At 70.9% G+C, this 25,082-nt stretch carries 21 protein-coding genes, 1 tRNA gene and 1 pseudogene; 11 read left to right on the top strand and 12 right to left on the bottom strand.

From position 1 onward, the window contains the following. A complete protein-coding gene (locus tag O7620_RS00695) occupies window positions 1–2,133 on the top strand; it encodes a transglycosylase domain-containing protein (RefSeq protein WP_278121233.1) in 2,133 nt (710 codons plus the stop codon). Window positions 2,134–2,140: 7 nt separating this feature from the next. Here the strand turns inward: O7620_RS00695 and O7620_RS00690 are convergent, their stop codons facing one another. Both O7620_RS00690 and O7620_RS00685 read right to left on the bottom strand, forming a co-directional pair. After that, the gene (locus O7620_RS00690) at window positions 2,141–2,710 is read right to left on the bottom strand and encodes a GNAT family protein (protein WP_151492175.1); all 570 of its coding nucleotides are present in this window, start codon (window positions 2,708–2,710) and stop codon (window positions 2,141–2,143) included. Then, window positions 2,707–4,110 (bottom strand): cobyrinate a,c-diamide synthase, encoded by a 1,404-nt coding sequence (locus O7620_RS00685; RefSeq protein ID WP_278121230.1) that lies wholly within the window; start codon window positions 4,108–4,110, stop codon window positions 2,707–2,709. Before O7620_RS00685 ends, O7620_RS00690 begins: the two co-directional genes overlap by 4 nt. A gap of 172 nt (window positions 4,111–4,282) precedes the next feature. On the opposite strand from O7620_RS00685, the gene O7620_RS00680 reads away from it, so the two are divergent. After that, entirely contained in the window at window positions 4,283–5,104 is an 822-nt protein-coding gene (locus O7620_RS00680; RefSeq protein ID WP_278121227.1) for an SURF1 family protein, read from the top strand. Window positions 5,105–5,114: 10 nt separating this feature from the next. Here O7620_RS00680 and O7620_RS00675 read toward each other — a convergent pair whose 3' ends face one another. The 5 genes from O7620_RS00675 to O7620_RS00655 all read right to left on the bottom strand — a co-directional run bounded on the left by O7620_RS00675 (window position 5,115) and on the right by O7620_RS00655 (window position 10,266). Then, window positions 5,115–6,707: an ATP-dependent DNA ligase gene (locus O7620_RS00675; RefSeq protein ID WP_278121226.1), complete on the bottom strand. Its 1,593-nt coding sequence runs from the start codon at window positions 6,705–6,707 to the stop codon at window positions 5,115–5,117. Between the two features lie 87 nt (window positions 6,708–6,794). Continuing rightward, window positions 6,795–7,001: a hypothetical protein gene (locus O7620_RS00670; protein WP_139585616.1), complete on the bottom strand. Its 207-nt coding sequence runs from the start codon at window positions 6,999–7,001 to the stop codon at window positions 6,795–6,797. A 65-nt stretch (window positions 7,002–7,066) separates the two neighbouring features. Then, window positions 7,067–8,410: a dipeptidase gene (locus O7620_RS00665; protein WP_278126788.1), complete on the bottom strand. Its 1,344-nt coding sequence runs from the start codon at window positions 8,408–8,410 to the stop codon at window positions 7,067–7,069. A 36-nt stretch (window positions 8,411–8,446) separates the two neighbouring features. Continuing rightward, a complete protein-coding gene (locus O7620_RS00660) occupies window positions 8,447–9,580 on the bottom strand; it encodes a M48 family metallopeptidase (protein WP_278121224.1) in 1,134 nt (377 codons plus the stop codon). Window positions 9,581–9,648: 68 nt separating this feature from the next. Next, window positions 9,649–10,266, bottom strand: a complete 618-nt coding sequence (locus O7620_RS00655; RefSeq protein ID WP_278121222.1) for a hypothetical protein — start codon at window positions 10,264–10,266, stop codon at window positions 9,649–9,651. A 740-nt stretch (window positions 10,267–11,006) separates the two neighbouring features. On the opposite strand from O7620_RS00655, the gene O7620_RS00650 reads away from it, so the two are divergent. Next, on the top strand, window positions 11,007–11,408 hold the full coding sequence (locus tag O7620_RS00650) for a rhodanese-like domain-containing protein (RefSeq protein ID WP_278126786.1): 402 nt from the start codon (window positions 11,007–11,009) through the stop codon (window positions 11,406–11,408). A gap of 444 nt (window positions 11,409–11,852) precedes the next feature. Here O7620_RS00650 and O7620_RS00645 read toward each other — a convergent pair whose 3' ends face one another. The 3 genes from O7620_RS00645 to O7620_RS00635 all read right to left on the bottom strand — a co-directional run bounded on the left by O7620_RS00645 (window position 11,853) and on the right by O7620_RS00635 (window position 15,454). Further along, a complete protein-coding gene (locus O7620_RS00645) occupies window positions 11,853–13,394 on the bottom strand; it encodes a cobyric acid synthase (RefSeq protein ID WP_278121220.1) in 1,542 nt (513 codons plus the stop codon). Beyond that, window positions 13,391–14,368, bottom strand: coding sequence for a cobalamin biosynthesis protein (locus O7620_RS00640; RefSeq protein ID WP_278126785.1), 978 nt, complete (start codon window positions 14,366–14,368; stop codon window positions 13,391–13,393). Before O7620_RS00640 ends, O7620_RS00645 begins: the two co-directional genes overlap by 4 nt. A gap of 288 nt (window positions 14,369–14,656) precedes the next feature. Then, complete coding sequence (locus tag O7620_RS00635) at window positions 14,657–15,454, bottom strand: single-stranded DNA-binding protein (protein WP_278121219.1); 798 nt, start codon at window positions 15,452–15,454, stop codon at window positions 14,657–14,659. Window positions 15,455–15,759: 305 nt separating this feature from the next. Between O7620_RS00635 and O7620_RS00630 the strand changes: the two genes are divergently transcribed. Both O7620_RS00630 and O7620_RS00625 read left to right on the top strand, forming a co-directional pair. After that, window positions 15,760–16,200 carry an HPF/RaiA family ribosome-associated protein gene (locus tag O7620_RS00630; protein ID WP_151489442.1) on the top strand — a complete coding sequence of 147 codons (441 nt, stop codon included), beginning with the start codon at window positions 15,760–15,762 and terminating at the stop codon, window positions 16,198–16,200. 254 nt (window positions 16,201–16,454) lie between these two features. Then, window positions 16,455–17,393 (top strand): annotated as a pseudogene (locus O7620_RS00625) (alpha/beta hydrolase); the annotation flags it as partial. Window positions 17,394–17,529: 136 nt separating this feature from the next. Here O7620_RS00625 and O7620_RS00620 read toward each other — a convergent pair. After that, on the bottom strand, window positions 17,530–18,225 hold the full coding sequence (locus tag O7620_RS00620) for a hypothetical protein (RefSeq protein WP_151489440.1): 696 nt from the start codon (window positions 18,223–18,225) through the stop codon (window positions 17,530–17,532). Window positions 18,226–18,383: 158 nt separating this feature from the next. On the opposite strand from O7620_RS00620, the gene O7620_RS00615 reads away from it, so the two are divergent. The 5 genes from O7620_RS00615 (at window position 18,384) to O7620_RS00595 (ending at window position 23,365) form a co-directional block, all read left to right on the top strand. Beyond that, window positions 18,384–18,456: transfer RNA gene (locus O7620_RS00615), tRNA-Arg, on the top strand. A 68-nt stretch (window positions 18,457–18,524) separates the two neighbouring features. Beyond that, the gene (locus O7620_RS00610; protein ID WP_278121216.1) at window positions 18,525–20,054 is read left to right on the top strand and encodes a tyrosine-type recombinase/integrase; all 1,530 of its coding nucleotides are present in this window, start codon (window positions 18,525–18,527) and stop codon (window positions 20,052–20,054) included. A gap of 299 nt (window positions 20,055–20,353) precedes the next feature. Next, complete coding sequence (locus O7620_RS00605; protein WP_278121215.1) at window positions 20,354–21,118, top strand: TIGR04255 family protein; 765 nt, start codon at window positions 20,354–20,356, stop codon at window positions 21,116–21,118. Window positions 21,119–21,542: 424 nt separating this feature from the next. Beyond that, the gene (locus O7620_RS00600) at window positions 21,543–22,118 is read left to right on the top strand and encodes a hypothetical protein (RefSeq protein WP_278121213.1); all 576 of its coding nucleotides are present in this window, start codon (window positions 21,543–21,545) and stop codon (window positions 22,116–22,118) included. Between the two features lie 212 nt (window positions 22,119–22,330). Further along, entirely contained in the window at window positions 22,331–23,365 is a 1,035-nt protein-coding gene (locus O7620_RS00595) for an NAD-dependent epimerase/dehydratase family protein (RefSeq protein ID WP_278121212.1), read from the top strand. Here the strand turns inward: O7620_RS00595 and O7620_RS00590 are convergent. Beyond that, the gene (locus O7620_RS00590) at window positions 23,345–24,388 is read right to left on the bottom strand and encodes a hypothetical protein (protein ID WP_278121210.1); all 1,044 of its coding nucleotides are present in this window, start codon (window positions 24,386–24,388) and stop codon (window positions 23,345–23,347) included. The genes O7620_RS00595 and O7620_RS00590 overlap by 21 nt on opposite strands. Before the next feature lie 371 nt (window positions 24,389–24,759). On the opposite strand from O7620_RS00590, the gene O7620_RS00585 reads away from it, so the two are divergent. Continuing rightward, entirely contained in the window at window positions 24,760–25,002 is a 243-nt protein-coding gene (locus O7620_RS00585; RefSeq protein WP_278121208.1) for a helix-turn-helix domain-containing protein, read from the top strand. Window positions 25,003–25,082 lie beyond the last annotated feature (80 nt).

Here is a 25,082-nt window from a genome sequence, read left to right as displayed (position 1 = left end):
GTGAGCAACCGACCCCTTGCTGCCGCTGGTCGACTCGTCCCTCTCCTCCGCGCCGGGCTCATCGCCGGAATCGTGATCGCCGCCGCCGCGTACCCGCTGGTCGCCGTCACCGGACTCGGCGCGAAGGCCACCGCGCACGCCGTGGAGCAGAAGACCAAACTGCTGACCACCGCCCTGCCCGCCGAGACCTCGTACCTCTACGCCCCCGACGGCAAGACGGTGCTGACCATGTTCTACGAGGAGTACCGGCAGTACACCAAGCTGTCGGACATGTCGCCGAACATCCAGCAGGCGATCGTGGCGGCCGAGGACTCCCGCTTCTACCAGCACCACGGCGTCGACCCGAAGGGCGTGGCCCGCGCCTTCGTCGCGAACGCCCACTCCAGCGGCGTGTCCCAGGGCGCCTCCACGCTGACCATGCAGTACGTCCGGATGGCCCTGCGGGACAGCGCGACCACGCCGAAGGAGGTCCAGGAGGCCACCCAGCAGACCAGCCTGCGCAAGGTCAAGGAAATGCGGATGGCGCTGGACCTGGAGAAGGAGATGAGCAAGGAAGACATCATGGAGCGGTACCTGAACTCCGCGTACTTCGGTCACCGCGCGTACGGCATCTACGCCGCCAGCGAGATCTTCTTCTCCAAGACCCCCAAGGACCTCACCCCGGTCGAGGCGGCCACCCTCGCCGGGCTGGTCAAGTCCCCGTCCGAGTACGACCCGGCCGACTCCGACCAGAAGGAGGCCACCGGGCGGCGCAACTACGTCCTGGACCGGATGAGCCAGCTCGGGTACCTCTCCCCCGACTCCGCCGCCGCGGCCAAGTCCGAGCCGATCCGGCTGAAGCTGACCAACCCGCCCAACGACTGCGCCGCGATCCCGCAGAAGTTCAACAGCTGGGGCTTCGCCTGCGACTACCTGAAGAACTGGTGGAGCGCGCAGCCCGCGTTCGGGGCGAACCGGCTGGAACGGATCGACAAGCTGCGCCGTGGCGGCTACCGGATCGTGCTCAGCATCGACCCGAAGGTCCAGGACGCGGCGGAGAAGAGCGTCGGCACCAAGGAGAACACCGGCAGCCCCTTCGCCAACGGCATCGTGGTCTCCGAACCCGGCACCGGACGGGTGAAGGCCATGGCGGTCAACCGCACCTACTCGCTCGACCTGGCCGAGAACCCGCAGAGTTCCAACCCCGAGGCGGGGCCGAACGTGAAGGCCAACTATCCGAACACGGTTGCGCCGCTGCTCGGCGGCGGTGACCTGCCCGGCTACCAGGCCGGATCGACGTTCAAGATGTTCCCGATGCTGGCCGCACTGGACTCCGGGATGACACTCTCCACGTCCTTCAACGCCCCGTACCGCTACAAGTCGTCCGTGTACGACGGCTGGGCGCCCTCCAACGCCAGCGGCGCGATGACCGGCGAGCAGACCATGTGGTCCGGCTTCGGCAAATCGGTCAACACGTACTTCGTGTGGCTGGAGGAGAAGGTCGGCGCGGACCGGGCCGTCCGACTGGCCGAACAACTCGGGCTGCGCTGGCGCACCGACGTCGACCGGGAACAGGCGTCCCCGGGCAAGGCGAAGAAGTGGGGCGCGTTCACCCTGGGCGTCTCCGACGCCACTCCGCTGGAGATGGCCAACGCGTACGCCGCCGTCGCGGCCGACGGCCGCTACTGCGAGGCGATCCCGGTGCAGGCGATCATGAACCGGGACGGCACCCCGGCCACATACGCCACACCCGGTGGCATCCACCGCGAGGTGGCCAAGCCCCGCTGCCGGCAGGTGGTCAGCGCGGACGCCGCCCGAGCAGCCACCGACGCGGCCCGCTGCCCCACGGGGGACCGGCCGGCACGCGGCGGCTGCGGCGGGTGGTCCACCGCCGACAGCGTGCGGGGTACGGTCGGCCGCCCGGTCGCCGGCAAGACCGGCACCACCGACAGCACCCGCTCGGCCTGGTTCGTCGGCTACACCCCGGAACTGGCGGCGGCGAGCTTCATCTCCGACCCGGACAACCCGTTCAACGCGGTCGGTGACGGACAGTCCCAGATCCCGATCAAGGCGGTCTCGGAGACCCTGCGCGACGGGCTGAAGGGACAACCCACCCGCCAGTTCACACCGCCCTCGGACGCCATCGTCGGGTGACCGTCGCTCAGCGCAGGTCGGCGGCCACGAACGACCAGAGTTCCAGGTCCACCCGGCCGCCGCCGACGAAACCCGCGTTGCGCAGCAGACCCTCGTAGCTGAACCCGGCCTTCTCGGCGACCCGGCGCGAGGCCAGGTTGCCGGGGGCCACCCGCAGCTCCACGCGCTGGAAACCGTGCTCCAGGATCAACGCGATGGCCACCGCGTCCACCGCCTCGGCGGCCAGCCCGAAACCACGCGCGTGCGGTGCCATCGCGTAGGACACCTCGGTGGCGCGGGCACCCCAGTCGGTGCGCCTCGTCCACAGCGAGCCCACCACCTGGTCGTCCTCACGACGCAGCACCGTGTAGTGGTCACCGTCGCCGCTGTCGCGCCGCTGCCGGGCCAGATCCGTGCACCAGGCGTGCCCGTCGATCGGGCCGGAGTCGTCGGCCAACGGCAGCCACCGCCGGGTCAGCTTGTCCGCGAAGATCTCCCCGGCCGCCGCCGCGTCCGCGGCGACGACCCGCCGCACCTCCGTACGAGGGGTGGAGACGGTCAACGCCGGGAAGCGGCGCACCGCCACCTGACCGATCACGCCGGCACCCCACCGGGCTGCGCGGGCACCACCTCATCCGCGGGCTCGGTCGCCGCGGCGGCGACCAACCGGGCCGCGGTCGCCGGATGACCGGCCCAGTGCAGGGTGAGCTGCGAGGCGTGCACGTTGCGCCACACGAACCCCTCCGGCGTGCCGCCGTCCCAACTCCAGGCCGGACGCTGACCGGCGCGCGGCGTCAGCACCGCCCGGTGCTCCTTGTGCCCCACCAGGACCGTGCCGGCCGCGGCGACCACGCTGTCCGTCTGGGCCGTCGCCTCCCGGTAGCCCACCACCAGGCCGTCCCGGCTGACACCGACCGCGTCGAGCACACCGCACATCGGCAGGCCGTCCAACTCCCGCGCCAGCCACAGCAGGCCGGCGCCCTCGGCGATCACCGGCCGCCCGGTACGCGCCAACTCGGCCACCGCGATGCAGAGCCGCCGGTTGGCCGACAACTGCTCGGCGTACGCCTCGGGCAGCGCGCCACCGACGACCAGCGCGCGGGTGCCCACCGGCAGCGCCTCGTCGCGCAGCGGATCGATCGTGACCACCTCGGCGCCGGCGGCCCGCAGCAGCTCGGCGGTCTCCGGGTGGCTGAAGCTGCCGCCCGGCCCACCGGCGAGCGCCACCAGCGGACGCGCAGCCGGGACGGCCAACGCGCCCAGCGCCTCCTGCGGCGACCAGGCCGGCGCCGGCAGCGGCGGGGCCGAGCGGGCCAGCCCGAGCAGCCGTTCCAGATCGACCGTGGCGGCGACCGCCTCACCCAGCCGGCGGACCGCGCGGACGGCGTCCGCGGACCCGTCGACCACCGGCGCCACGCCGTGCCGCCGAGACGGCAGCACCGCCGGCAGGTCCTGACGGCGCAGCGCCCCATAGACGGGCACACCCACGTCGTCGAGCGCCTCCCGCAGCATCCCCTCGTGCCGGGACGACGCGACCCGGTTGAGGATCACCCCGCCCAACCAGAGCTGCTCGTCGTACGAGCGGAACCCGTGCACCAGGGCGGCCACCGACTGGCCCATCGCGGCCACGTCGACCACCAGCACCACCGGGCTGCGCAGCGCGGTGGCCGCGGCGGCCGTGGACTCCTGCTCGGGGCGGCCACCGACCGAGTCGTACAGGCCCATGCTGCCCTGCACCACGGCGAGCCCGGCACCCGCCGCGCCGTGCGCGACCAGCGGGGCGAGACGGTCGACACCGACCAGCCGGGGATCGATCACCCGGCCGGGCCGACCGGCGGCGAGGCCCAGGTAGGCGGCGTCGACGTGATCCGGGCCGAGCTTGAACCCGGCGACGTCGACACCCCGCTCGGCCAGGGCGGCGAGCAGCCCGATCGCCAGCGCGTTCTTACCGTGCCCGGAGGACGGCGCGCTGAGCACCAGGCGCGGCACGACGGTCATCATCGACTCCTCGCGGGCGGCGGCGGGTACGCGACGGGCGACCGGGGGGTCGATCCGTCGGCGTGACGATACCCGCCCGCCCCGACGCGCGAGCACCGCCAACGGGGGCCGCGCGCACCGTCCCGGCCCGGTCGCGGACAGTGGTCCCGGTCATACGAGTAGCCTCGGTGCCGTGTACCGGTTCCTGCTGAGCCCACGCTGGCTGGGCGCCCTCGCGCTGACCCTGGTCGCCGCCGCCGTCATGGTGTTCCTCGGCAACTGGCAGCTGGACCGCTACCGGGGGCGTACCGAGGTCAACGAGCGGATCGACGCCGGCCAGCGGATGGCTCCGGTGCCACTGGCCGACGCGCTGGGCGCACCCACCGGCGGCGCGGGCAGGGCCGGCCCGGCTCCCGCCAAGGAGAAGGTCTGGACCCGGGTCACCGTCACCGGCCGGTACGACCCGACGAACACGGTGCTGGTGCGGGGCCGGACGGTGGACAGCCGGGTGGGCTTCGAGGTGCTCACTCCGCTGGTGCTCGCCGACGGCTCGGCGCTGCTGGTGGACCGGGGTTGGATTCCGCCGGCACCGGGCGGCGCGACCGCCCAGCCGCCGGTGCCCGCCGCGCCCACCGGCGACGTGACGGTGGTGGGTCGGGTGCACGAGACGGAGAGCGGCGCCGGCGCGGTCAGCCGGCGCGACGGGCGGCTGGAAACCCGCCGGATCGCCGTGCCGCGCCTCGCCGGCGAGCTGCCCTACCCGGTGTACGGCGCGTACCTGCTGCTGGACGAGCAGACGCCGGCCGCCGACCCGACGTTCAAGGCGGTGCCGGTCGGGCACGCCAACAACTGGCAGAACTTCGGCTACGTCGTGCAGTGGTGGCTCTTCGCGGTGATGGCGCTGTTCGGTTACGGCTGGGTGGCACGCCGGGAGGCCCGCCGGGCCGCCGGCATCGGTGCCGGGAGCAAGCCGCTGGACCGGGCCGCCGAGCCGACCCCCAGCGCGTCCGCCTGATCGCGCCCGGTCAGCCGGTCACCCGGCCGGCGTGGATGGCGCGGACCGCGTCGATGGTGTCCGCCTCGGCGGCGGACTTGTCGTCGCGGTAGCGCACCACCCGGGCGAACCGCAGCGCCATCCCACCCGGATAGCGGGAACTTGTCTGCACCCCGTCGAAGGCGATCTCCACCACCTGCTCGGGCCGGACCCGGACCACCCAGTCGCCGCGCTCCACGGCGAGGTCGAGGAAACGCTCGGTCTGCCAGCGCAGCAGCTCGTCGGTGAGCCCCTTGAACGTCTTGCCGAGCATCACGAAGTCACCGGTGCGCGGGTCGCGGGCACCCAGATGCAGGTTGGACAGCCACCCCTTGCGCCGACCGCTGCCCCACTCGACGGCGAGCACCACCAGGTCGAGGGTGTGCCGAGGCTTGACCTTGACCCAGGCCGCGCCGCGCCGGCCCGCGTCGTAGGGGGCGTCCGGCGCCTTGACCACCACGCCCTCCTGGCCGGCGTCGAGCGCGGCGGCGAACGCGGCGCCGGCCTGTTCCGGGCCGTCGACCTCCATCCGCCCGACCAGCAGCGACGAGTCGACCGCGCCGGCGAGCGCGGCCCACCGCTCCCGGCCGGGCAGGTCGATCAGATCCTGGCCGTCGAGGTGCAGCAGATCGAAGAAGTACGGAGTGAGCACCGTCGCGCCGGTGCTGGCGGCCGCCGCGAGCACCGCCGGGGCGACCGGAGTGCCACCGGTGGTGCTGGGCGTGGTGCGCCGGGCGGCCCGGCTGGAGGTCTGCTGGAACGGCAACGGGCGGCCGGTCTGGTCCAGGCCGATCGCCTCGCCGTCGAGCACCAACTCCCGGCCGGGCAGGGCACGGACGGCGGCGACCACCTCGGGCACCCGGGTGGTGATCTCGTCGAGGCTGCGGGTGAAGACGGCGATGTCGGCACCGGAGCGGTGCACCTGGATGCGGATGCCGTCGAGCTTCACGTCGACGACCGCCGGCGTGCCGGTCGCGGCGAGCGCCTCGTCGACCGAGGGGGCGCTCTGCGCGAGCATCGGCGCCAGCGGCCGGCCGACCTGCAGGCCGAACCCGGCCAGCTCGGCGGCGCCACCGGAGAGCGCGGCCACCGCCACCGCGCGCAGGTCGCCGGCGAGCAGCAGGGCTCGACGCACCGTCGCCACCGGAACGTCGGCGGCTCGGGCCACCGCGTCGGCGAGCAGCCCGGCCTGGGCGCCCTGACGCAGCTCACCGCTGAACAGGCCGGTGAGCAGACGCTGCTCATCGGCGGTCGCCGCCGCGTACAGGGCACCGAGCAGTGCCCGACGCCGAGCCTGCGAGCCCGAGCCGTGCACCGCGGCGATCTGCGCGATGGACGCGTCGACGGCGGCCACCGTCAACGTCGGCTCGGCCGCCGGAGGCGGCAGGTCACGCAGGCTCGCGTAGCCCACCCCGGTCTGCCGCTGACGCAGCTCACCGGCGAGATAGCCGGCACCGGGCTCCACCTCGGCCGGGTCGAGCCGGCGCAACGCGTCAGCCAGCAACTCCACCTTGGCCCGACGGCCGTTGGTGGCGGCGACGGCGGCGGAGGTGGCTGCCAGGTCAAGGAACCGCACGACGTTCATCCTGCCAGTCACCTCCGACACCGCCCGGGCATTGCCGTGCCCGGGCGGTGTCGGCGCGGTGCCGCCGCCCCCACGAGGGCGGCGGGATCAGGCGGAGACGGGTTCCTCGATGCGCAGCCCTCGGGCGCGAACCTCGCCGGCGACCCGGGCGAGCACCGAGTCGAGGGCGACCAGGGCGGCGGAGAGATCACCGAGCTGTTCGTTGAGCGTGTCCTCGGACCACGCGGAGACATCGACGTCCCCCAGCGCGCTGACGGCGGCCCCCAACCGGGCCATCACCTCGTTCGTACTCATGTTCGAAGGCTATAACAACCCGGCCTGCGACACGCCGAAAACCCCTGATCAGGGTCGAAAGATGTCTAGATCCCCGCCTCGGCGACCTTGCCCAGCAACAGCGCCTCGGCGAGGCAGACCCGGGCGAACTCCCCCAGGTGCAGACTCTCGTTCGGGCCGTGCGCGCGGGCGTGCGGGTCCTCCACACCGGTCACCAGGATCGCCGCCTTCGGGAACATCTCCTGAAACGTCGCGATGAACGGGATCGAACCGCCGATGCCGATGTCCACCGGATCGGTGCCGTCCCAGGCGGCACGGAACGCCGAGCGCGCGGCGTCGAACATCGGCCCGGACGCGTCGATCACGCACGGGTTGCCGTCGTGCTCCAGGCTGACGGTCACCTGAGCACCCCACGGCGCGTGCGTCTCCAGGTGGTGGCGCACCGCCGCGTACGCCCGCTTGGGGTCGTCACCCGGAGCGAGACGGATGCTGAGCTTCGCCTTCGCGGCCGGGACCAGCGCGTTCGGCGCCTCGCCGGTGGGCGGCGCGTCGATGCCGAGCACCGCCACCGCGGGCTTGGTCCAGAGCCGGTCGGTGATCCGGCCGGTGCCGATGAACCGCACACCCTCGGCCAGCCCGGCCTCGGTCCGGATCCGGTCCTCGGGGTAGTCGACGGTGGCGCCCTCGCGGCCCACCAGCCCCTCCACCGCCACGTCACCGGCGTCGTCGTGCAGCGTCGCCAGCAGGCGGACCAGCGCGGTGAGCGCGTCCGGGACGGCACCGCCGAACATGCCGCTGTGCACCGCGTGGTCCAACGTGCGGACCTCGACGAAACAGTTGACCACGCCGCGTAGCGAGGTGGTCAACGCCGGCACGCCGATGTCCCAGTTGCCGGAGTCGGCGATCACGATGACGTCCGAGGTGATCTCGTCGCGGTGCTCGGCGAGCAGCCGCTCCAGCGAGTCGGAGCCGAACTCCTCCTCGCCCTCGATGAACAGCACCACACCGACCGGCAGCGCATCCCCGTACGCCCGCAGGGCCGCGACATGCGCCATGACGCCGGCCTTGTCGTCGGCCGCGCCCCGCGCGTAGAGCCGACCGTCGCGCTCCACCGGCTCGAACGGGTCGGACTCCCACAGCGACCGGTCGCCGACCGGCTGCACGTCGTGGTGGGCGTAGAGCAGCACGGTGGGCGCGCCGGGCGGAGCCGCCCGACGGCCGATCACCGCGGGCTGGCCGCCGGAACGTACGATCTTGACGTCCAGGCCGCAGCCGCGCAGCAGCTCGGCGACCGCCTCGGCGGACCGTTCCACGTGCGAGTGGTCGAAACCGTCAAAGGCGATGCCGGGGATGCGGACGAGGCGTTCCAGGTCGGCCCGTACGCCGGGCATCTCCCGCTCGACGGCGGCCCGCACCTCGGACTCGGACATGATCGGTGAGGTCATGACCGGCATCGTATGCCGGCCTTACCCGGGCGTGCCGGCCGAGCCCGTACCGTCACCGCCGGAACCCGCCCGCGCGCCCGGCGCGGCCCGGCCGGCCCGCTGCGCGCGACCGGCGGCCTCGGTGGCGGTATCCATCCAGGAACGGGCCCGGCCGGCGGTGCCGCCCACCCACTCGCCGACGTCGCTCGCACCGTCGCCGAGGCGACGCAGCAACCCGACCAGCGGATCGGTGGACCGACTGAACTCCTCCCGGTACGACTCGGCGGCGGCCTTGATCTCCTCCGAGACGCTGGTCGAGGCGTCGTCGTCGCGGCGCGGATAGTCCCCGGCCAGCACCCGCCCGTACGCCCCGGAGTCGATCCACTGCCGCAGCTGCGCCGCCCGCGCCACCGGCACCGGGTGCGTGCTCCACGCCGTCATCCGGATCTTGTGCAGGCTGTCGCGCAGGTCGCCACCGCCGGCGTACTCGGCGGCCTGCTCCAGGAACGCGGTCGTGTCGATCTGCGACAGGTCACCGCCACCGGCGAGCTTCATCAACAGCCGCAGCGCGGCCGCCGGGTCCTGCCCGGCGAGCAGGCCCGCCCGGTCGGCCGACAGCTCCGCCTTGCGCCACCACTCCAGCATCGCCGCGATGATCGCCCGCAACGCGAACGCCCCGACCGGCAACCAGCTCAGGTTGGCCGCCCAGCGGGTGAGGATCATGAGCATGGTCTTGTAGACCGCGTGCCCGCTGCCCACGTGCCCCAACTCGTGGCCGAGCAGGCAGCGCAGCTCATCCTCATCGAGCTGCTGCACGCAGGCGGAGTTCAGCACGATGAACGGCCGGTCCAGACCGACCGCCTCGGCGCCCAGCCAGGGCGACTGCGTCACGTACAACTCGGGCAGCTCCGCCACGTCGAGCGCCGCCGCGGCCTCGGTGTAGCGCTGCCACACCGCCGGATACTGCCGGTGGTCCACCCGGATGCCGGACGCCAGCACGGACAGCCGGAAACCCCGCTCGTTCCACATTCCGAAGAACGCCCGCACCACGTCGTCGAACCCGCGCAGCTCGCGCAACGCGACGAGCGCGCCCCGGTCGGCCGGATGCTCCCAGGCCCGAGAGCTGATGCCGGTGAGGGTGATCCGGCGTCGCGCTGGCGCGTCCGCTGCCGTCATGGTGGGCTCCCCGTTCGCCGTAGCTCCTCGCATCGTGCCCCAGCCGGTGGCCGACGTCCATGCCCCGCTCAGCGGACCCGCACGTAGTACCGGCTCCCGTCCAGGGGCAGGGTCGGCGCCCCGTCGACCACCAGGTCGACCCGGGCGGCCGTGTCGTCGGCGGCGAAATGCGCCCGCTCCCCGACGTGCCAACGGCGCAACTCGGGCAGGATCTCCGGGCCGTCCCGCTCGACCGCCCGCGCCAGCCGCAACGACGCGGGCGCCGTGACGAACACGGCCAGCGTCACCTCCGGCGCCACGATCCGACGGGCCGCGCTGACCCCCTCCACCACCAGCACCGGCGCCACCGGCACCGGCACCGGCCGGGGCAGAAACCGTCGCCGCACCCAGCTGTAGCGTCGGTAGGCACCGGGTTTCCCCTCGCGCAGCGGAGCGAGCACCTCCTCGTCCAGCCGCGACCAGAAGCTGAACTGGTCGTCCCAACCGTCGAGCAGGTCGTCGGTGTGCACCACCGGAGGCCGGCCGCCGCCGGGTAACGCCGCCAGGGCGTCCGCGAGGTGCGCGGCGAACCGGCTCTTACCCGCGCCACTCGGCCCGTCGACCGCCACCAGCCGGGTCCGCCCCAACCGCGCCGGGCCCGCGAGCACCCGACGCGCCACCTCGGCGTACGCCTCGACGACCACCACGGGACGCACCTCGTGACCGGCTAGCCCGGTCGGCCCGCCGACGTCCCCGACCTCGTCGTAGGCGTCCCCAACCTCGTGGCGGTGTGCGGCCTCGTGGCGGTGTGCGGCCTCGTGGCCGGATACGGCGTCGTCGTGGGCGTCCCGGATCCCGTGGCCGTGTGCGGCCTCGCGGCCGAGTGCGACCCCGGGGCCGGACGCGGCCTCCTGACCGGGAGCGGCCTCCTGACCGGGAGCGGCCTCCTGGCCGGGAGCGGCCTCCTGGCCGGGAGCGGCCTCCTGGCCGGGAGCGGGCCTGCCGGTTCCGGGATTCAGTGTGGCTCCACGTGTTCCGGCCGTGCGGTGGCCGATCCGCCGACGAACGGCCCGGGATGGCCCGTCAATCCGTGCCGACGTGCGCCGTCGGGGCAGCACCGCTGCGGATGCTCACCGACGAACAGTTCCCTGGTAACGAGTCCGTGCACGACCGCAGTATCCCCCGCCCGCAAAGGATCAGCGCCAAGATCGACTCGGTTTCAGCGAAGGTGGGGTATCCGAGCCGGCGGGACACCGCGCCTTCACTGAAACCGAGTCGATCACGGTGCCCGGGCCGCCCCCGTCGCCGGTCTGACCCGTCCGACTGACGGCCATCGCCCGAACCCGTCACGTCCGGGGGAATTGGGGCGGCGGCGGGTGACGCCGGGCCCGTTCGCCTCCCGGGGTGGCATACCAATCGGCATCATCGGGTGGTGCTCCGAGACGTGATGAGCCCCGGCATCGACGCCCTGCTCGAACAGGCCCGAGCCGGGCTGCACCGACTGACTCCGCAGCAGACCGTCGAGGCGGTCCGAGGCGGGGCGCTGCTGGTCGACACCCGTACCGAGACGCAGCGCCGTGAACAGGGCGACCTGCCCGGGGCGGTCGTCATCGACCGGACCGTGCTGGAATGGCGCCTCGACCCGGCCAGCGCCTGGCGCATCCCGGAGGCCACCGGGTACGACCGGGAGATCATCCTGGTGTGCCGGCAGGGTTACAGCTCCAGTCTTGCAGCCGCCAGCCTGCAGACCCTCGGCCTCCGCCGCGCCACGGACATGATCGGCGGCGTCGACGCCTGGCTCGCCGCGGGCCTCCCCACCACAGACCGCCCCGCCGACATCCGCCCCTAAATTCCCACCCCAACCCCGCCCTACCCTGCCCCGGCCCAATCCAGCCCATACCGAGCGCTAACCCAGCCCGGCCCAGCCCCAACCCGGCCCGGCCCTCCCCAGCCCCAACCCGGCCCAGCCCCAACCCGGCCCGGCCCCAAACCCGGCCCGGCCCCAACCCGCGTCGGCCCAACCCAGCCCACCTCAGCCCAGCCCGGCAAGCCCCACCCCAGCCCCAGCATGGCGAGGCCAAGCCCTAACCCAGCCCAGCCCAGCCTCAGCTCAGCCCCGTCCGGTCGATCATGGAGTTGTGGTGGGGGACAAAGGTGACCGACCGGATTGAGTCAGGCACCACAACTCCATGATCGACGGAGTGGGGGCGGGATCCCGGGCACGGGCGGCGGGGCACGGGCGGCGGGCACGGGCGGCGGGCAGGGGCGGGGGCAGGGGCGGGGGGCAGGGTGGTCAGGGTTTTGGGGGGCCGGGTGGGATGAAGGGGAGGTCGGCGGGTGGGCCGGTCTCGATGAGGCGCCAGAGGGCGTCGGTGTCGAGGTGCTCCTCGACCAGGTCGCCGAGCAGGTCGAGCGAGCGTTCCCGGGCCGCGGCGAAGCTGGTGTCCGGTGCGACGCGGAATCCGGTGCGCCCGGCCAGCCGGGCTGCCTCGGTGAGGAACCAGCGGCGGAACGCGTCGGATTCGAACGCCCCGTGCCAGTGCGTGCCGTGCACCGGCCCGAGCACGGCACCCTCGCCGACACCGTCGACTCCGGTCAGCAGCGGGGTCAGCGTGGGGTCGGTCTGCGAGACGTACCCGTGGTGGATCTCGTAGCCGCGCACCGGAAGGTCACCGTGGGCGGTGCCCACCGACTGCCGCACGGTTTTGCGGGGGTCGAAGGTGATCTCGATGGGCAGCAGGCCGAGGCCCTGCACGCTGCCCTGCCGGCTCTCCACCGGGTCGTGGATGGCGCGGCCGAGCATCTGGAAGCCACCGCAGAGGCCGAGCAGCGGCTTACCGGCCGCCGCGTGGGCGGCGACCGCGTCGGCGAGGCCGGTCTCGCGTAGCCAGGCGAGGTCGGCGACGGTCGACTTGGAGCCGGGCAGGACGACGAGGTCGGCGGCGGCCAGTTCGGCCGGTTCGACGGTGAGGCGTACGCGGACGCCCGGCTCGGTGGCCAGCGCCTCCACGTCGGTGGCGTTGCTGATCCGGGGCAGCCGGACGACGGCCACGTCGAGCCATTCGGTGCCGTGCGGGGCGGCCGGCCGCCCCAGGACCCGGCCGTAGGCGAGCGAGTCCTCCGCGTCGAGCCACAGGTCGAGTGCCCAGGGCAGCACCCCGTACGTGGGGCGGCCGGTGACCTGGCGCAGCATGTCCAGCCCGGGTTGGAGCAGCCCGAGGTCGCCCCGGAACTTGTTGATCACAAAGCCGGCGATCAGCGCCTGGTCGGCCGGGTCGAGCAGGGCCACCGTGCCGAACATCGATGCGAAGACGCCACCCCGGTCGATGTCGCCGATCACGATGGTGGGCAGGTTGGCGTGCCGGGCCAGCCCCATGTTGACGTAGTCACCGGCCCGCAGGTTGATCTCGGCAGGGCTGCCGGCGCCCTCGCAGATCACCACGTCGTACGTGGCGCGTAGTTCGGCCAACGCCGCGTACGCCGTTTCGGCGAGACGGGGACGCAACTGCCGGAACGTGCCGGCGGTGATCGTGTCGACGGCCTCGCCGAGCAGCACGACCTGGCTGGCCAGGTCACTGCCCGGCTTGAGCAGTACCGGATTGAACCGCAGGTCGGGGGCGATCCCGCAGGCGGCCGCCTGCATGGCCTGGGCTCGACCGATCTCGCCGCCACGTCCGTCCGGCCCGACGACGACCGCCGAGTTGTTCGACATGTTCTGTGCCTTGAAGGGCGCCACCTTCACGCCCTGCCGGTGCAGCCAGCGGCAGATGCCGGCCGTGAGGACACTCTTCCCGGCGTCGGAGGTGGTGCCGGCGACGAGCAGCCCGCCGCTCATCGCCCAGTCTCCCGTCGCACCAGCCCGGCGGCGTCGAGCCCACGGCGACCGGCGGCACCGACCAGGCGTCCGAGGGTCACCGGGTAGGCGGCGGCCAGCCCCACCGCGGCCAGCCCGACGGCTCCGGAGATCCGGGCGGCCCGCTTGAGGTGCCGCGCCTCGGGACGAGGGCCGTCGCCGAGGAAGGGACGCACCTCGGAGCGGCCGAAGTAGACGTTGCGTCCACCGAGGCGGACACCGAGTGCACCTGCCATCGCCGCCTCGCACTGGCCGGCGTTCGGGCTCGGGTGGTCGTTGCGGTCCCGTCGCCACACCCGCCAGGCCCGCTCCCGATCGCCGTTCGCCACCGGCGCGACGGCGATGGTGAGCAGCCCGGTGAGCCTCGACGGCACCAGGTTGAGCAGGTCGTCCAGCCGGGCGGCCGGGGTGCCGAACCGCGCGTAGCGCGCCGACCGGTGGCCGACCATCGCGTCGAGGGTGTTCGCCGCGCGGTAGCCCAGCAGGCCGGGCAGGCCGGCGACCGCACCCCAGAGCAGCGGGGCGACGACCGCGTCGGAGGTGTTCTCGGCGACCGACTCGACGGTGGCGCGGGCCAACTCCGACTCGTCCAGGGTTGACGGGTCGCGACCGCAGAGGTGACCGAGGCGTCGGCGGGCAGCGGGCAGGTCGCCGTCACGCAGCGTACGACCCATGACGGTCGCTTCGTGGCGCAGCGTTCGACCGCCCAGCACGGCCCAGGTGCCGGCGGCAACGAGCACCGCCCGGGTCACCGGCCGACGTCGGGTGGCCGCCGTGGCGACCACCCCGAGCAGCACCGGCCCACCCACGGCCAGCGCGGTGAAAGCCGTACCCGCCGCCCGGTCCGGCCGGTAGACGCGACGCTCCAGCGTGCCGGCGGCCTGCCCGAAGCCGGCTACCGGGTGCCATCGGCGGGGGTCGCCGATCAGCCTGTCCAGCGCGTACCCGGCCAGCATTCCTACCGCGTTCGCCACCGGCGCTGTCCGTCGCACACGCACCACCTCCGGCCGGCCAGCCTAGACGAGCGGCCCGTGCACGAGCCGGGCCCGCCGCACATTCCGCCGGGCCCAGCCGCTGCCGCCGCGCTGCCCGCCGATGAAGGCGGCGGGGTGGACGGTGGCCACGCGGGGTGACGACGCGCATCGCATCGCCACCCCGCCCCCGTCGTGCCGTACCGCGGGAGCATCACCCCTGATGTCAGACGGCCGGCCTGCCGCCTGACCCGCGATCGTCGATCAGATCCGTCACGCCGGCTGCGGAATCCGTCCGCGACGCCGCCGGCCGGTCGGCGCGGCCTCCGGCTCCTCCTCGTCCGGTACCGGCCCCAGCTCGTCGTCCGGTTCGTCGTCGCTGGTGCCGTCGGTCACCTCGCGAGGGAGAGCCAGTTCGTCGTCGTCAAGCCCGGCCGGGTCGTCGGCCTGCCCGCCCGGTGCGTCACCGAGAGAGCCGTCGAGGGAGCCGCCGCCGAGCGGGCCGCCATCGAGGGAGCCGCCGCCGAGCGCGTCGGCGCCGAACGGGTTGGTACGCGGGGTCGCGAAGTCGGACGGCTCGAAGTCGTCGTCCAACGGGCGGTCGTCGGGCAGCACGGGAGCCTGCCCGGCGGGCACCGGCTCGGTGGGCTCGCCGTGCACCCGGCTCTCGGCCTCCGCGTCCTCCACCGTGCTGGTGGTCACGCTCGGCCGGTTACGCAGGAAGCGGGCCCGGCCGCGGGACAGGTCGTGGCCGACGGCGACCGCCTCCAGCTCGTACACGGTGCGGTGGTTGCCGGCGTCGTCGGTCCAGTCGCGGGTGTAGAGCCGCCCGCAGACCACCACCGGATCGCCGATCATCACCGAGGCGGCCACCCCTTCGGCGAGCTTGCGCCAGCAGTTGACGCGTACGCGAAGGGAGTTGCCGTCGACCCAGCGGCCGCTGTCCCGGTCGAGGCGGCGGGCGGTGGAGGCGACCTTGAAGTTGGCCACCAGGGTGTTGCTCTGGGTGGTACGCCGCCACTCGGGCGTGGTCAGCACATTGCCGACAATTGTGACGTAGGTGTCGAACATCGTCCCTCCAGGGAGATCGGGGGCCTGCCAGCGCAAGTCGACTCGCCACCGAGCCTGGGCGCCGGAGACGGACCCCGCCAGCACGAGCGCCCAACCTGTGGATGACGAGCCCGCCTGTGGACAACGCCCTGATCACGCCCGGATGTGGTACGGCCGACCCGCCCGGAACGGCGTCGGCGGTTTCCCGCGCTGGCCGAACTGGGTAAGCACTTGATCAACGCAACACCGACAGCTCCACGTCGACGAGAGGTCAGCGCCATGATGATCACCACCATCGGCTCCGCAACCGCTTTCGAGGCGCAGCGATGAGCGCCGCGGCGAACCCGGCCACGGTGGCCGAGTGCCTGCGGGTGGGTGCCGGGTTCTCGCAGGGCGACCGCAACTGGATCGCCGAGCAGTTCGCCACCCTCGACGCCCGGCTCGCCGGCTTCCACGCCGACGCCACCGAGCTGGAGGTGTCGGTGAAGGACCGCGAGGCGCGGGGGCAGAAGGTCACCCTGGAGTGCTGGATCGCCGGTCGGCAGAAGATCGTCACCACCTCCGCCGAGGAGGACCTGCACGCGGCCCTCAACGACGTCCGCGACGACCTGCGCCGGCGGCTCAACGACTCGAAGACCCGCCAGGAGCCCCGGCACAACAAGCACCTGCGCGACATCCCGCAGCCGCAGCCCGAGGTCGACCCGACCGACGAGTCGGACGCGCTGCCCGTCGCCGACCCGAGCCGCGCCGACGCGGAAACTGCCTGACCCGCCCGCACCCACCGCAGCCCCCGCGATCTTGCACTTTCGGACCCCGTTTCGCACCTTTTCAAGCGTTATGGCGCGACAGAAAGTGCAAGATCGCCGGGGGGCGGGGGCCGAGGGCCAGGCGCGAGAGCCGCGGGCCAGGCGCGAGAGCCGCAGGCCAGGCGCGAGGGCCGAGGGACCGGGAGCGCGGTACAGGAGCCGGGGGGCGGGCACGGGGCTACCGCTCGGTAGGTTGCCGGCGTAGCGTCGCCCTCGTGGAACCGGACGTGTTGGGGCCGCCCTACGAGCGGCAGACGATCGACCTGGGCACCGACGACGAGGGGTCCGTCGTCGCGACCCTGGTCCGGCGGCGGGCCGAGCGGCCCACCGGGCGGGCCGTGCTCTACGTGCACGGCTTCGTCGACTACTTCTTCCAGACCCACCTGGCCGACTTCTTCGCCGAGCGGGGTTGGGATTTCTACGCCCTCGACCTGCGCAAGTACGGTCGCAGCCTGCTCCCCGGTCAGACCCCGAACTTCTGCCGCGACATCAGCGACTACTTCCCGGAGCTGGACGCCGCCGCCGAGATCATCCGCACGGAGGACGGGCACGACACGCTGCTGGCGATGGGCCACTCCACCGGCGGTCTGATCATCTCGCTCTGGGCGGACGCCCGCCGCGACGCCGGCACCATCGACGGCCTGGTCCTCAACAGCCCCTTCTTCGACCTGAACGCTCCCTGGGCAGTCCGTCGACCCCTCGCGGCCGCCGTCTCCCGCTTGGGCCGCAGGGCGCCGCACCGCATTCTGCCGTTCGGGCTGGGCACGGTGTACGGCGAGAGCATCCACGCCGACCACCGCGGCGAGTGGAGCTACGACCTGGCGTGGAAGCCGCTGGCCGGGTTCCCCGTCCGGGCCGGCTGGCTGAACGCGATCCGCACCGGTCAACGTCGGCTGCGCGCCGGACTGGACATCCAGGTGCCGGTGCTGCTGGCCTGCTCGACCCGTTCCTTCCGGGGCACCAAGTGGCACGACAACGCGACCCTGGCCGACGCCGTGCTGGACGTCGAGCACATGGTCCGGTACGCGCCCCGCCTCGGCCGGCACGTCACCCTCGCCCGCTTCGACGGCGGGTTGCACGACCTCACGCTCTCCGGCCCCGCCGTCCGGCGGAAGGTCTTCGACGAGGTCGGCCGCTGGGCCGAGGCGTTCCTGGCCGCCGGCCCCACCGCCCCGGCCACCGCCCCGGCCACCGACACCATCCCGAACGCCGACGCCCCGACTGCCGGCCCCTCGGCAGCCGGCAGCCGACCCGGCAGCCGCTTCGACGCCCGGCCGCTGACCAAGAGGCTCAGGCGTCGCCGGGCGTGGCCGGGAGGGCGGCCTCGATCCGGTCGAAGGTCGCCACCGGGTGACCGTCGACGCCGGGCAGCACCAGGCCCAGGCAGTACAGCGACACGTCCCCGTCGGTGTCGGCCTGGACGACGAAGACGGGTGCCCCGACGTACCCCGCTGGCAACTCCCCGGTGATCCGCACGTCGTCCCCGTCGCGGACCACCCGCTCGATCGCGACCTCCAGTGGGCGCGACCCGTCCTCGCGTACCCCATGGGCCAGAATGAAGGCGGAAGCGGCGTCGGCGCCGAGGCGCGCGACGGCCTCGGGCCCGGCGGCGATCGCGGCGGGCACGGGCTGTACCCGCCATCGCCAGCCACCGTCGCCGGCGTACCGGTGCAGCCCGGCGGTCGGCAACACCGCGACCCCGTCACCCGGATAGCGGGCCCAGCCGGGCAGGATCTCGGCGTCGGAGACGGCGTCCGGGGCCACCCCGTCCGGTTCGGTGACGCTCCCCCGCAAGCTCAGCTCACCGCCCGGGGCACCGACCAGGTCGGCCGCCGTCAGCAACGCCTCCCCCACCGGGTCGTCACCGCTCTGGAAGAAGAAGGCGGTGCCGACGGCGTCGGACGTGCGGTACGGCAGGATGGCGCGGCCGACGACCTGGCACAGCTCGTAGGCGACGCCGCTCTCGGCATCGGGATCCAGCAACACCAGCCGAGGGTACGGTCCGCCGCGGGGTCGGCCTGCGGGAACCCGGATGCCGGCCGCCCCACCTCCGTGAGACCCTGCTCGGCAACGTGGACGCGGGCACCCTTTACCCCGGCGCGCCGTGGGTTGGCGGTACCCTTCTGGCGCGACATCCACGCCGCGCGCCCGTAGCTCAGCGGATAGAGCAGGGGACTTCTAATCCCAAGGTCGTAGGTTCGAACCCTACCGGGCGCACAGGTACTTCCCCGATCTGACTGGCTCGCGTGGGGCTATTCGTGGTGCGAGCGCGGTACGGTGGCCCCGTGGCAGCCTCGAACGGACGCAACAAGCGCCAACGCGGCGAGATCGAAACACTCCCCAGCGGGTCACTGCGGGTGAAGGTCTATGCCGGGGTCGACCCGATCAGCGGTAAGCGGCACTACCTGACCGAAGTCATCCCCGCCGGCCGCACCGCCGCCAAGGACGCCGAGAAGGCGCGCACGCGTTTGCTGGCGCAGGTGGACGAGCGACGCAACCCGCGCACCCGCGCGACGCTCGACCAACTTCTCGACCGGTGGCTTGAGGTGGCCGATATCGAGGCCACTACCCGTATGGGCTACGTGAGCAAGCTCAACAAGCATGTACGGCCGGTGCTCGGCAAGCTGCCGGTTGGTCGACTCGACGCCGAGACGTTGGAGTCGTTCTACGCGAGCCTGCGCCGCTGCCGCGACTGGTGCGGCGGCAAGGCGTACGTGAAGCACCGGGTAGCGGGTGAGCATACCTGCACGGCGAAGTGTCGGCCGCACGTCTGCAAGCCGCTCAGCGCGTCGTCAGTGCGCCAGATCCACTGGATTCTCAGTGGTGCCCTCAGCCGCGCCGTCCGGTGGCACTGGATCGCCGTTAACCCCGCCGGACAGGCCGAACCACCCGCGCCGCCGCACCCCGACCCGCAGCCACCGAACCCGGCCGACGCCGCGCGCATCATCAACGAGGCATGGCGCGATCCGGACTGGGGCGCGCTGGTGTGGCTCGCCATGACGACGGGCGCCCGGCGGGGTGAGCTGTGCGCGTTGCGCTGGCAGCATCTCGACCTGCCCGCCGGTGTGCTGACGCTGCGGCGCAGCGCCTACCTGGACGAACACGGCAAGCTGCGGGAGAAGGACACAAAGACGCACCAGCAGCGGCGGGTGGCGCTCGACCCGGAGACGATTGAAGTGCTGCGCGAGCTGCATGGCCGGTACCTCGACCGCCTGGCGCAGCTCGACGCAGACGCCGACACTGCTGATTACGTCTTCTCCCCCGAGCCGGACAACAGCCGTGGCTACCGACCCGACACCATCACCCAGCGGTATGGCCGGCTCGCTACCCGGCTAGGTATCAACAGCCACATTCACGCGCTGCGCCACTACTCGGCAACTGAGCTTATCAATGCGGGAGTTGACGTGCGGACCGTCGCCGGGCGGCTCGGCCATGGTGGGGGTGGGACTACGACGCTCAGGGTCTATGCGGCCTGGCTGTCAGAATCTGACCAGCGGGCCGCTGGAACGCTGGCCGCTCGCATGCCACCGCGCCCGATTGCGCCGACGCAGCGCACGGTGGAAAGCAGCCCGTATCAAAGGGTCGCCGGTCAGCTACGCGAGCAGATCACGGCCGGGCGGCTGCGGCCCGGCGAGCAGCTCCCGGCGGTTGCCGACCTGGCTACGGCGCATGGCGTTTCGGGCGGAACCGCTCACCGCGCCGTGGCGCTGCTGGCAGCGGAGGGCTTGGTGAGCGTCGTCCGAGGTCGCCGGGCGACCGTCGCCTACCCTCGCGATAAGAACCCTCCAGACGGGCCTCGCGGCTACCTGGTTTAAGGGTGTCGTGTGCATGGCGACACGCGCATTACGAGATCAGGCTGACGATGTCTGCCTACCTAGTCTCGACTGGCCCTGACGTGCGGACGCCTCGCGGCACCCCTCAGCGGCTCTCACGTCGGTCCGTCGCTGACCAGCTAAAGCCGTTGGGGGCCGTCTCCGCTGATAGCCGCAGCGGCTCCGTCTGCCCCTTGCCCAACGAAGTCGCAGCTGGAAGGATCGCGACACTCGGACGGGAGACACACGCTGCCTCGATGAGACATGATGCATAGAGTCAGCCAACCGAGCGGAGACAGCGGGTGGACCTCGAAGCAGACTCGGCACCAGGGCCAGTTTACCGACACGATCCGATCGTCGAGGCAATCGTAGAGCTAGTGTTTGAGCCTGGACCCGAGTGGAACATTACGATCCCCGGCCGGTTATACGACGGACTGCGGGATACTTACCCTGACCCACCCAAACAGCGGGAAATCCTTGAGGCGGGCCTTTCAAGCGAGGACGACGAGAAGGTAGGGAACGCTTTTACGGTTAGCCGTAAAGGCACTCGCGTCGTCTTTGGCAATGACAATAAATTGCTGATGGTCGGCCCGGATGTTTTGAGCGTTCACAGTCTTAGACCTTACGAGGGATGGCAGAGGCTACTTCCTCGCATCGTCGGCGCCCTTGATTCCTACGTCGCGATCGCTCGGCCATCCGGGGTCAGGAAACTCAGCCTGCGATACATCAACCGGATCAACATACCCGAGGACTCTTTTAGCCTCACGGAGTATTTCACAATCACGCAGGGCCTACCCGACGCTTTTCCTAGCCGAATGACTGCGTTCATAGATCGAATGGAGCTAGCCTACGAGGACATCCCGGCGAAGATTATCTTCACCTGGGCAACAACCCAGCCTTCTTCTCCAGGACAAAGCTCCTTCCTCCTGGATCTCGACCTTCATTGGAATGAAAAGTGCAGCGTCGACGAAGCTGTCCAACACCTTGTGGACCTACGCCAACGCGAAAGAGACGCCTTCGAATCGGTAATTAATAACCGACTGAGGGAGATGTTCAATGCTGATTAGAGAGCGCAGATCTCCCCACGCCGAGCGCGTCCGAATGGGGCGCACTAACCGGGTTGGCCGCTCGATCGTTCCAGCGAGTCAGCACCTCGCTGGCCTAACCACCGAGACGCCGGAGCATGCATCTCCCAGCCTGGTCCTAGATGCGACGCGTGGCCTTGCTCTTGAAACCGCCTTAGCGGACGTCCTTCGCATCCGCACTCTCCACTGGCTGCATGAGAGAGAAGCATTCTCCGTTGATGTAATGCCGCCGCATTTTTCCGACGACGAGCCGACCTACGTTGAATTTGAAGAGTTCGATGCTCCGCCACCCATGCCACCAAAAAGGACTCGTATCGCAAGGGCGAGAATCAGGGAGCGAAGAGTCATTCCGCCAATGATTGACATGCCGAGCCAGGAGTTCACCCCCCCACCTGGAGAATAATCGATGGCGGATGCCGATTGGTTCGAGGTATGCAGTGGTCCGCAGTTGATGCAAGGTGACGTGCTGTTTGGATGCAGTGTAGTCAAGCCGCACGGAGCAAGCACAAGTGACCAGGCCGACGAGATAGATGTCAGCATTGACATTGTCGACGTTGTTGTCGTCACACAGTCATGCGACCTTGAGCATTCAGGAAAGATTGAAAACATCCTCTTGGCGAAACTGGACAGCTATGACGACATAGTTTCAGAGAGCCTGCGCCAACGAAGGGCGGACCATATCGGTAAGGCTGGCGTCAAGTTCCGCGAGAAATGCGTCCGCAACCAGTTTCCGAACTTCATGCTCTTGAGGCATTTCACTGGTCCGCCGAGCCTTGCCTGGTCATTGGTTGACTTTCGCTCGTTGTACATCCTTCCGAAATCCGTGGTGGAAGCTCACGCCAGCAATGCCGGAGATCGACTGCGCCTCTTGTCTCCATATCGAGAGCATCTCTCTCAATCATTCGCGCGCTACTTCATGCGAGTAGGCTTACCCTCCGGGGCGAGCGAGTTCGAGAATTACAAATCACCGGCGGTCGCTTAGGGTCGGATCTCCTACCTCGGCAGTCTCCGACCGGGGTTTCAAGGCTGACAGTCCCGAAGCGTGGCCGGCCCGGTTCCCAGCAGACCGGGGCCGAGCCGGGCCGGCGCGGCCCTCTTGCGGGTCGGCTTGACTCGATCTCGTGGCCAACTCGGCAGCTGGCTGCCGACACCCTCCGCCGACCGGGCGATCGCACTGCTCGGCATGATGGACCCATGCGTTTGCTGGTGCTTGGTGGAACCTGGTTCATAGGACGCGCGATCGTCACGACTGCGATCAATGCCGGCTGGGAGGTGACGACATTCAATCGGGGCACCTCAGATCCCTTCCTGGAAGCCGTACAGACCATCCGGGGCGACCGCACCCATCCTGAGGACGTCGCCGCCCTCGCCGCCGCTGGCCCTTGGGATGCCGTGGTCGATACCTCGGGCTACGTGCCTAGGAACGTTCTCGACGTGGCTCGCACGCTTGCTCCCGTCGTCGGTCGCTACATCTTCATGTCCACGGTCAGCGTCTACCGAGACTGGCCGCTGAAGCCGCTCACCGAACACTCCGAAGCGCTCTACTGCCCGCCTGACGCCGGCCCGGATTACGGCACCGACACCGAGGACGGACCGACCCGGTACGGCTACCAGAAATCCGGATGCGAGGGCGCAGTAGTCGCCGCGTTCGGAGCGGACCGGACGACGATCCTGCGCCCCGGTGTCGTTCTCGGCCCGCGTGAGTACGTCGGCCGCCTGCCCTGGTGGCTGCGTCGCGTGGCTGCTGGTGGACAAGTTCTGGCACCCGGCTCCCCTGACCGCACCATCCAGCCGGTCGACGTGCGCGACGTGGCCGCGTTCGCACTGCACACCATCACCGAAGGCTTCTCAGGTGCGTTCAACGTCTGTGCCCCGGTGGACGGCGCGACCTTCGGCGGACTACTGGCGGACTGCGCCCACGCGACCCGTGGTGACGCCTCCTTCGATTGGGTGCCCGACGAGGTGTTGCTTAGCCAAGGCGTGCGGCAGTGGTCCGAGCTGCCCCTCTGGCGCACGTTCGACGGCGTGTGGCGTGTCGACACCGCCAAGGCGCAGACAGCCGGACTGCGCTGCCGGCCGCTCTCTCTGACCGTCCGCGACACCTGGCGATGGATGGTGGAGAGCGGCGAGGCCAGCAGCCACGATCGGGCCGCCGAGATCGGCATCAGCCTGGAGAAGGAAGAGCAGGTATTGGCAGCCTGGCACCGGTCAGGTGAGCGGGCGGGCTGAGGTTTCCGACAACCACGCCGCGATGCGCTCGGCGAGCTGGCGCGCGTCCGCGTCGCGGTCCCACGGTGATTCGCTCAGCAGGCGCTCGATCCGCGACAGCCGGCCTGTCAGGGAAACGTTGCGCTTCTGCGGCGGCAGGTCCAAGACGGTGCGCAGCGCTTCGGCCGCACCATCCTTGTCCTGCATGTGGAGGTGGGCAGCGGCGACATCAATCTGTGTGCCGTTGATCTGCGAGTACGGCCGCCTGGGCGAGGGCAACGCCTCGTACACCTGCAACGCCTCTCGGGCGTACCTCGCGGCTTGCTCACCGTTCCGGAGGTCAAGCCACGCCGCCGCCGCACATGCCGCCGCCCGCGCTTCGCCGAATGCGAATTCCCCGCCCGTAGAGGTGGCGAGTTCGTCGGGTCGGTCCGCTGCCGATTCTCTGTCTCGCTGGGCTGCTTCCAAGACGGCAGCGACTGAATCGGAATCGGCGAGCAGCGCATGAGAGCGGGAAGCGATATAGCGAAGTCTCAGCCTCGGCTCCCCCTCCGGGGCCGCTCGCATGGCGCGAGCGAAGTAGCTCAGTGCGGAATCAGGCTCGTTGCGCCAGTTGGCAAGTGTCATTTGCAGGCCGTAGGTCCATGCCTTCAATGACGCATGTCCGGCCAGGTCGGCGTACTGCGTCGATGCCCTGGCTAGTGCCGCCGACTCGTTCCAGTGCCCGAGATCGAAGGCGGTAGAAGCCATCAGGGAGGCGCTCTGGCCGATAATCACGTAGAGATCGGCCAGATCAACCGGCCGCCGAGTGCGCTCGACCAAAGCCCTTGCCTCGTCGCGCAACCGCCGGGCACCGCTGAACACGTCGAAAGCTGTCATGCCACCCGAACGGGCGAGCAGCGTTACGTCTTCCTGTAAGGACTCGATCGAGTCGTGCGGCAGAGCGAGGCTCATCAGCAAGGAATCGTTGGCGACCGAGTCGGCAGCAGCACTCACACTATCCAGAACAATGCCGTCACTGCCAGCAATTCCCTCCGGCTGCACTCGGCTGAGCGTTTCGAAGAACCGGGATCGAACCGAATCCGATACACGGCCCAGGGCCGCGTTAAGCACGTCTTGATTCGCGTTTCCAGGAACAGTGTCTGGCCGACTATGCCAGTAAGCGACCGTCCTTGTAGCGATCCCGAGCCATCCCGCGAATCCCTCGTTCGTCATTCCGGCGGCGGCTTGAAACGAGCAGGCAAGGTTTCCTGTCCACCGGTCTACCGTCGCCACCGTGGTCTCCCGAGCTTGCAAGTTGCATCGGATTGCCGAGCATTGCACTGGGTTTGCATGGGCACTCCGCTCGCTTTCGACTTCACTGGGTTTCAGCAAGCCGAACGGAACGCCAACCACAGACTACTGAGGAGACTCTCGTGGCTGAACCCCTCGCCTTCAAGCACGATCGCCCCCGGTTCCGGTCGGTCGCGGACACTGCGGCGATCCTCGGCATGTCGGAGGTGACCCTCTACCGAGCGATCCACGCCGGCCAGTTCCCCGCCATCAAGGTCCGTGGCCGCTTCGTGATCCCAGCGCGCGCCATCGACGACATGGAGGCGTCCGCGCTGACGTGCGGCCTGGTGGACGCCAGCAACCACACGTTGCGTGCTGCCGGATAGCGCTATCGGGCAACCCGCTTTGGCCCCGGCGGCGCAGGCGGGACGCTGTGCTCCCGAGCGAGCTTCCGAACGTAGGCACC

Origin of the sequence: Micromonospora sp. WMMD710 (assembly GCF_029626045.1) — a bacterium.
Classification (GTDB): domain Bacteria; phylum Actinomycetota; class Actinomycetes; order Mycobacteriales; family Micromonosporaceae; genus Micromonospora.
The sequence above is the reverse complement of the archived record's forward strand: the minus strand, read 5'-3'. Positions and strand labels throughout refer to the sequence as shown.

Excerpts from the sequence above, each read along its gene's own strand:
- O7620_RS00660 (WP_278121224.1), bottom strand. The coding sequence starts at position 9,580 with ATGACGGCAGCGGACGCGCCAGCGCGACGCCGGATCACCCTCACCGGC.
- O7620_RS00640 (WP_278126785.1), bottom strand. The coding sequence starts at position 14,368 with ATGCTGGCCGGGTACGCGCTGGACAGGCTGATCGGCGACCCCCGCCGA.
- O7620_RS00600 (WP_278121213.1), top strand. The coding sequence starts at position 21,543 with ATGGCGGATGCCGATTGGTTCGAGGTATGCAGTGGTCCGCAGTTGATG.
- O7620_RS00635 (WP_278121219.1), bottom strand. The coding sequence starts at position 15,454 with ATGTTCGACACCTACGTCACAATTGTCGGCAATGTGCTGACCACGCCC.
- O7620_RS00670 (WP_139585616.1), bottom strand. The coding sequence starts at position 7,001 with ATGAGTACGAACGAGGTGATGGCCCGGTTGGGGGCCGCCGTCAGCGCG.
- O7620_RS00650 (WP_278126786.1), top strand. The coding sequence starts at position 11,007 with ATGAGCCCCGGCATCGACGCCCTGCTCGAACAGGCCCGAGCCGGGCTG.
- O7620_RS00665 (WP_278126788.1), bottom strand. The coding sequence starts at position 8,410 with ATGTCCGAGTCCGAGGTGCGGGCCGCCGTCGAGCGGGAGATGCCCGGC.
- O7620_RS00595 (WP_278121212.1), top strand. The coding sequence starts at position 22,331 with ATGCGTTTGCTGGTGCTTGGTGGAACCTGGTTCATAGGACGCGCGATC.
- O7620_RS00685 (WP_278121230.1), bottom strand. The coding sequence starts at position 4,110 with ATGACCGTCGTGCCGCGCCTGGTGCTCAGCGCGCCGTCCTCCGGGCAC.
- O7620_RS00645 (WP_278121220.1), bottom strand. The coding sequence starts at position 13,394 with ATGAGCGGCGGGCTGCTCGTCGCCGGCACCACCTCCGACGCCGGGAAG.
- O7620_RS00675 (WP_278121226.1), bottom strand. The coding sequence starts at position 6,707 with ATGAACGTCGTGCGGTTCCTTGACCTGGCAGCCACCTCCGCCGCCGTC.
- O7620_RS00630 (WP_151489442.1), top strand. The coding sequence starts at position 15,760 with ATGAGCGCCGCGGCGAACCCGGCCACGGTGGCCGAGTGCCTGCGGGTG.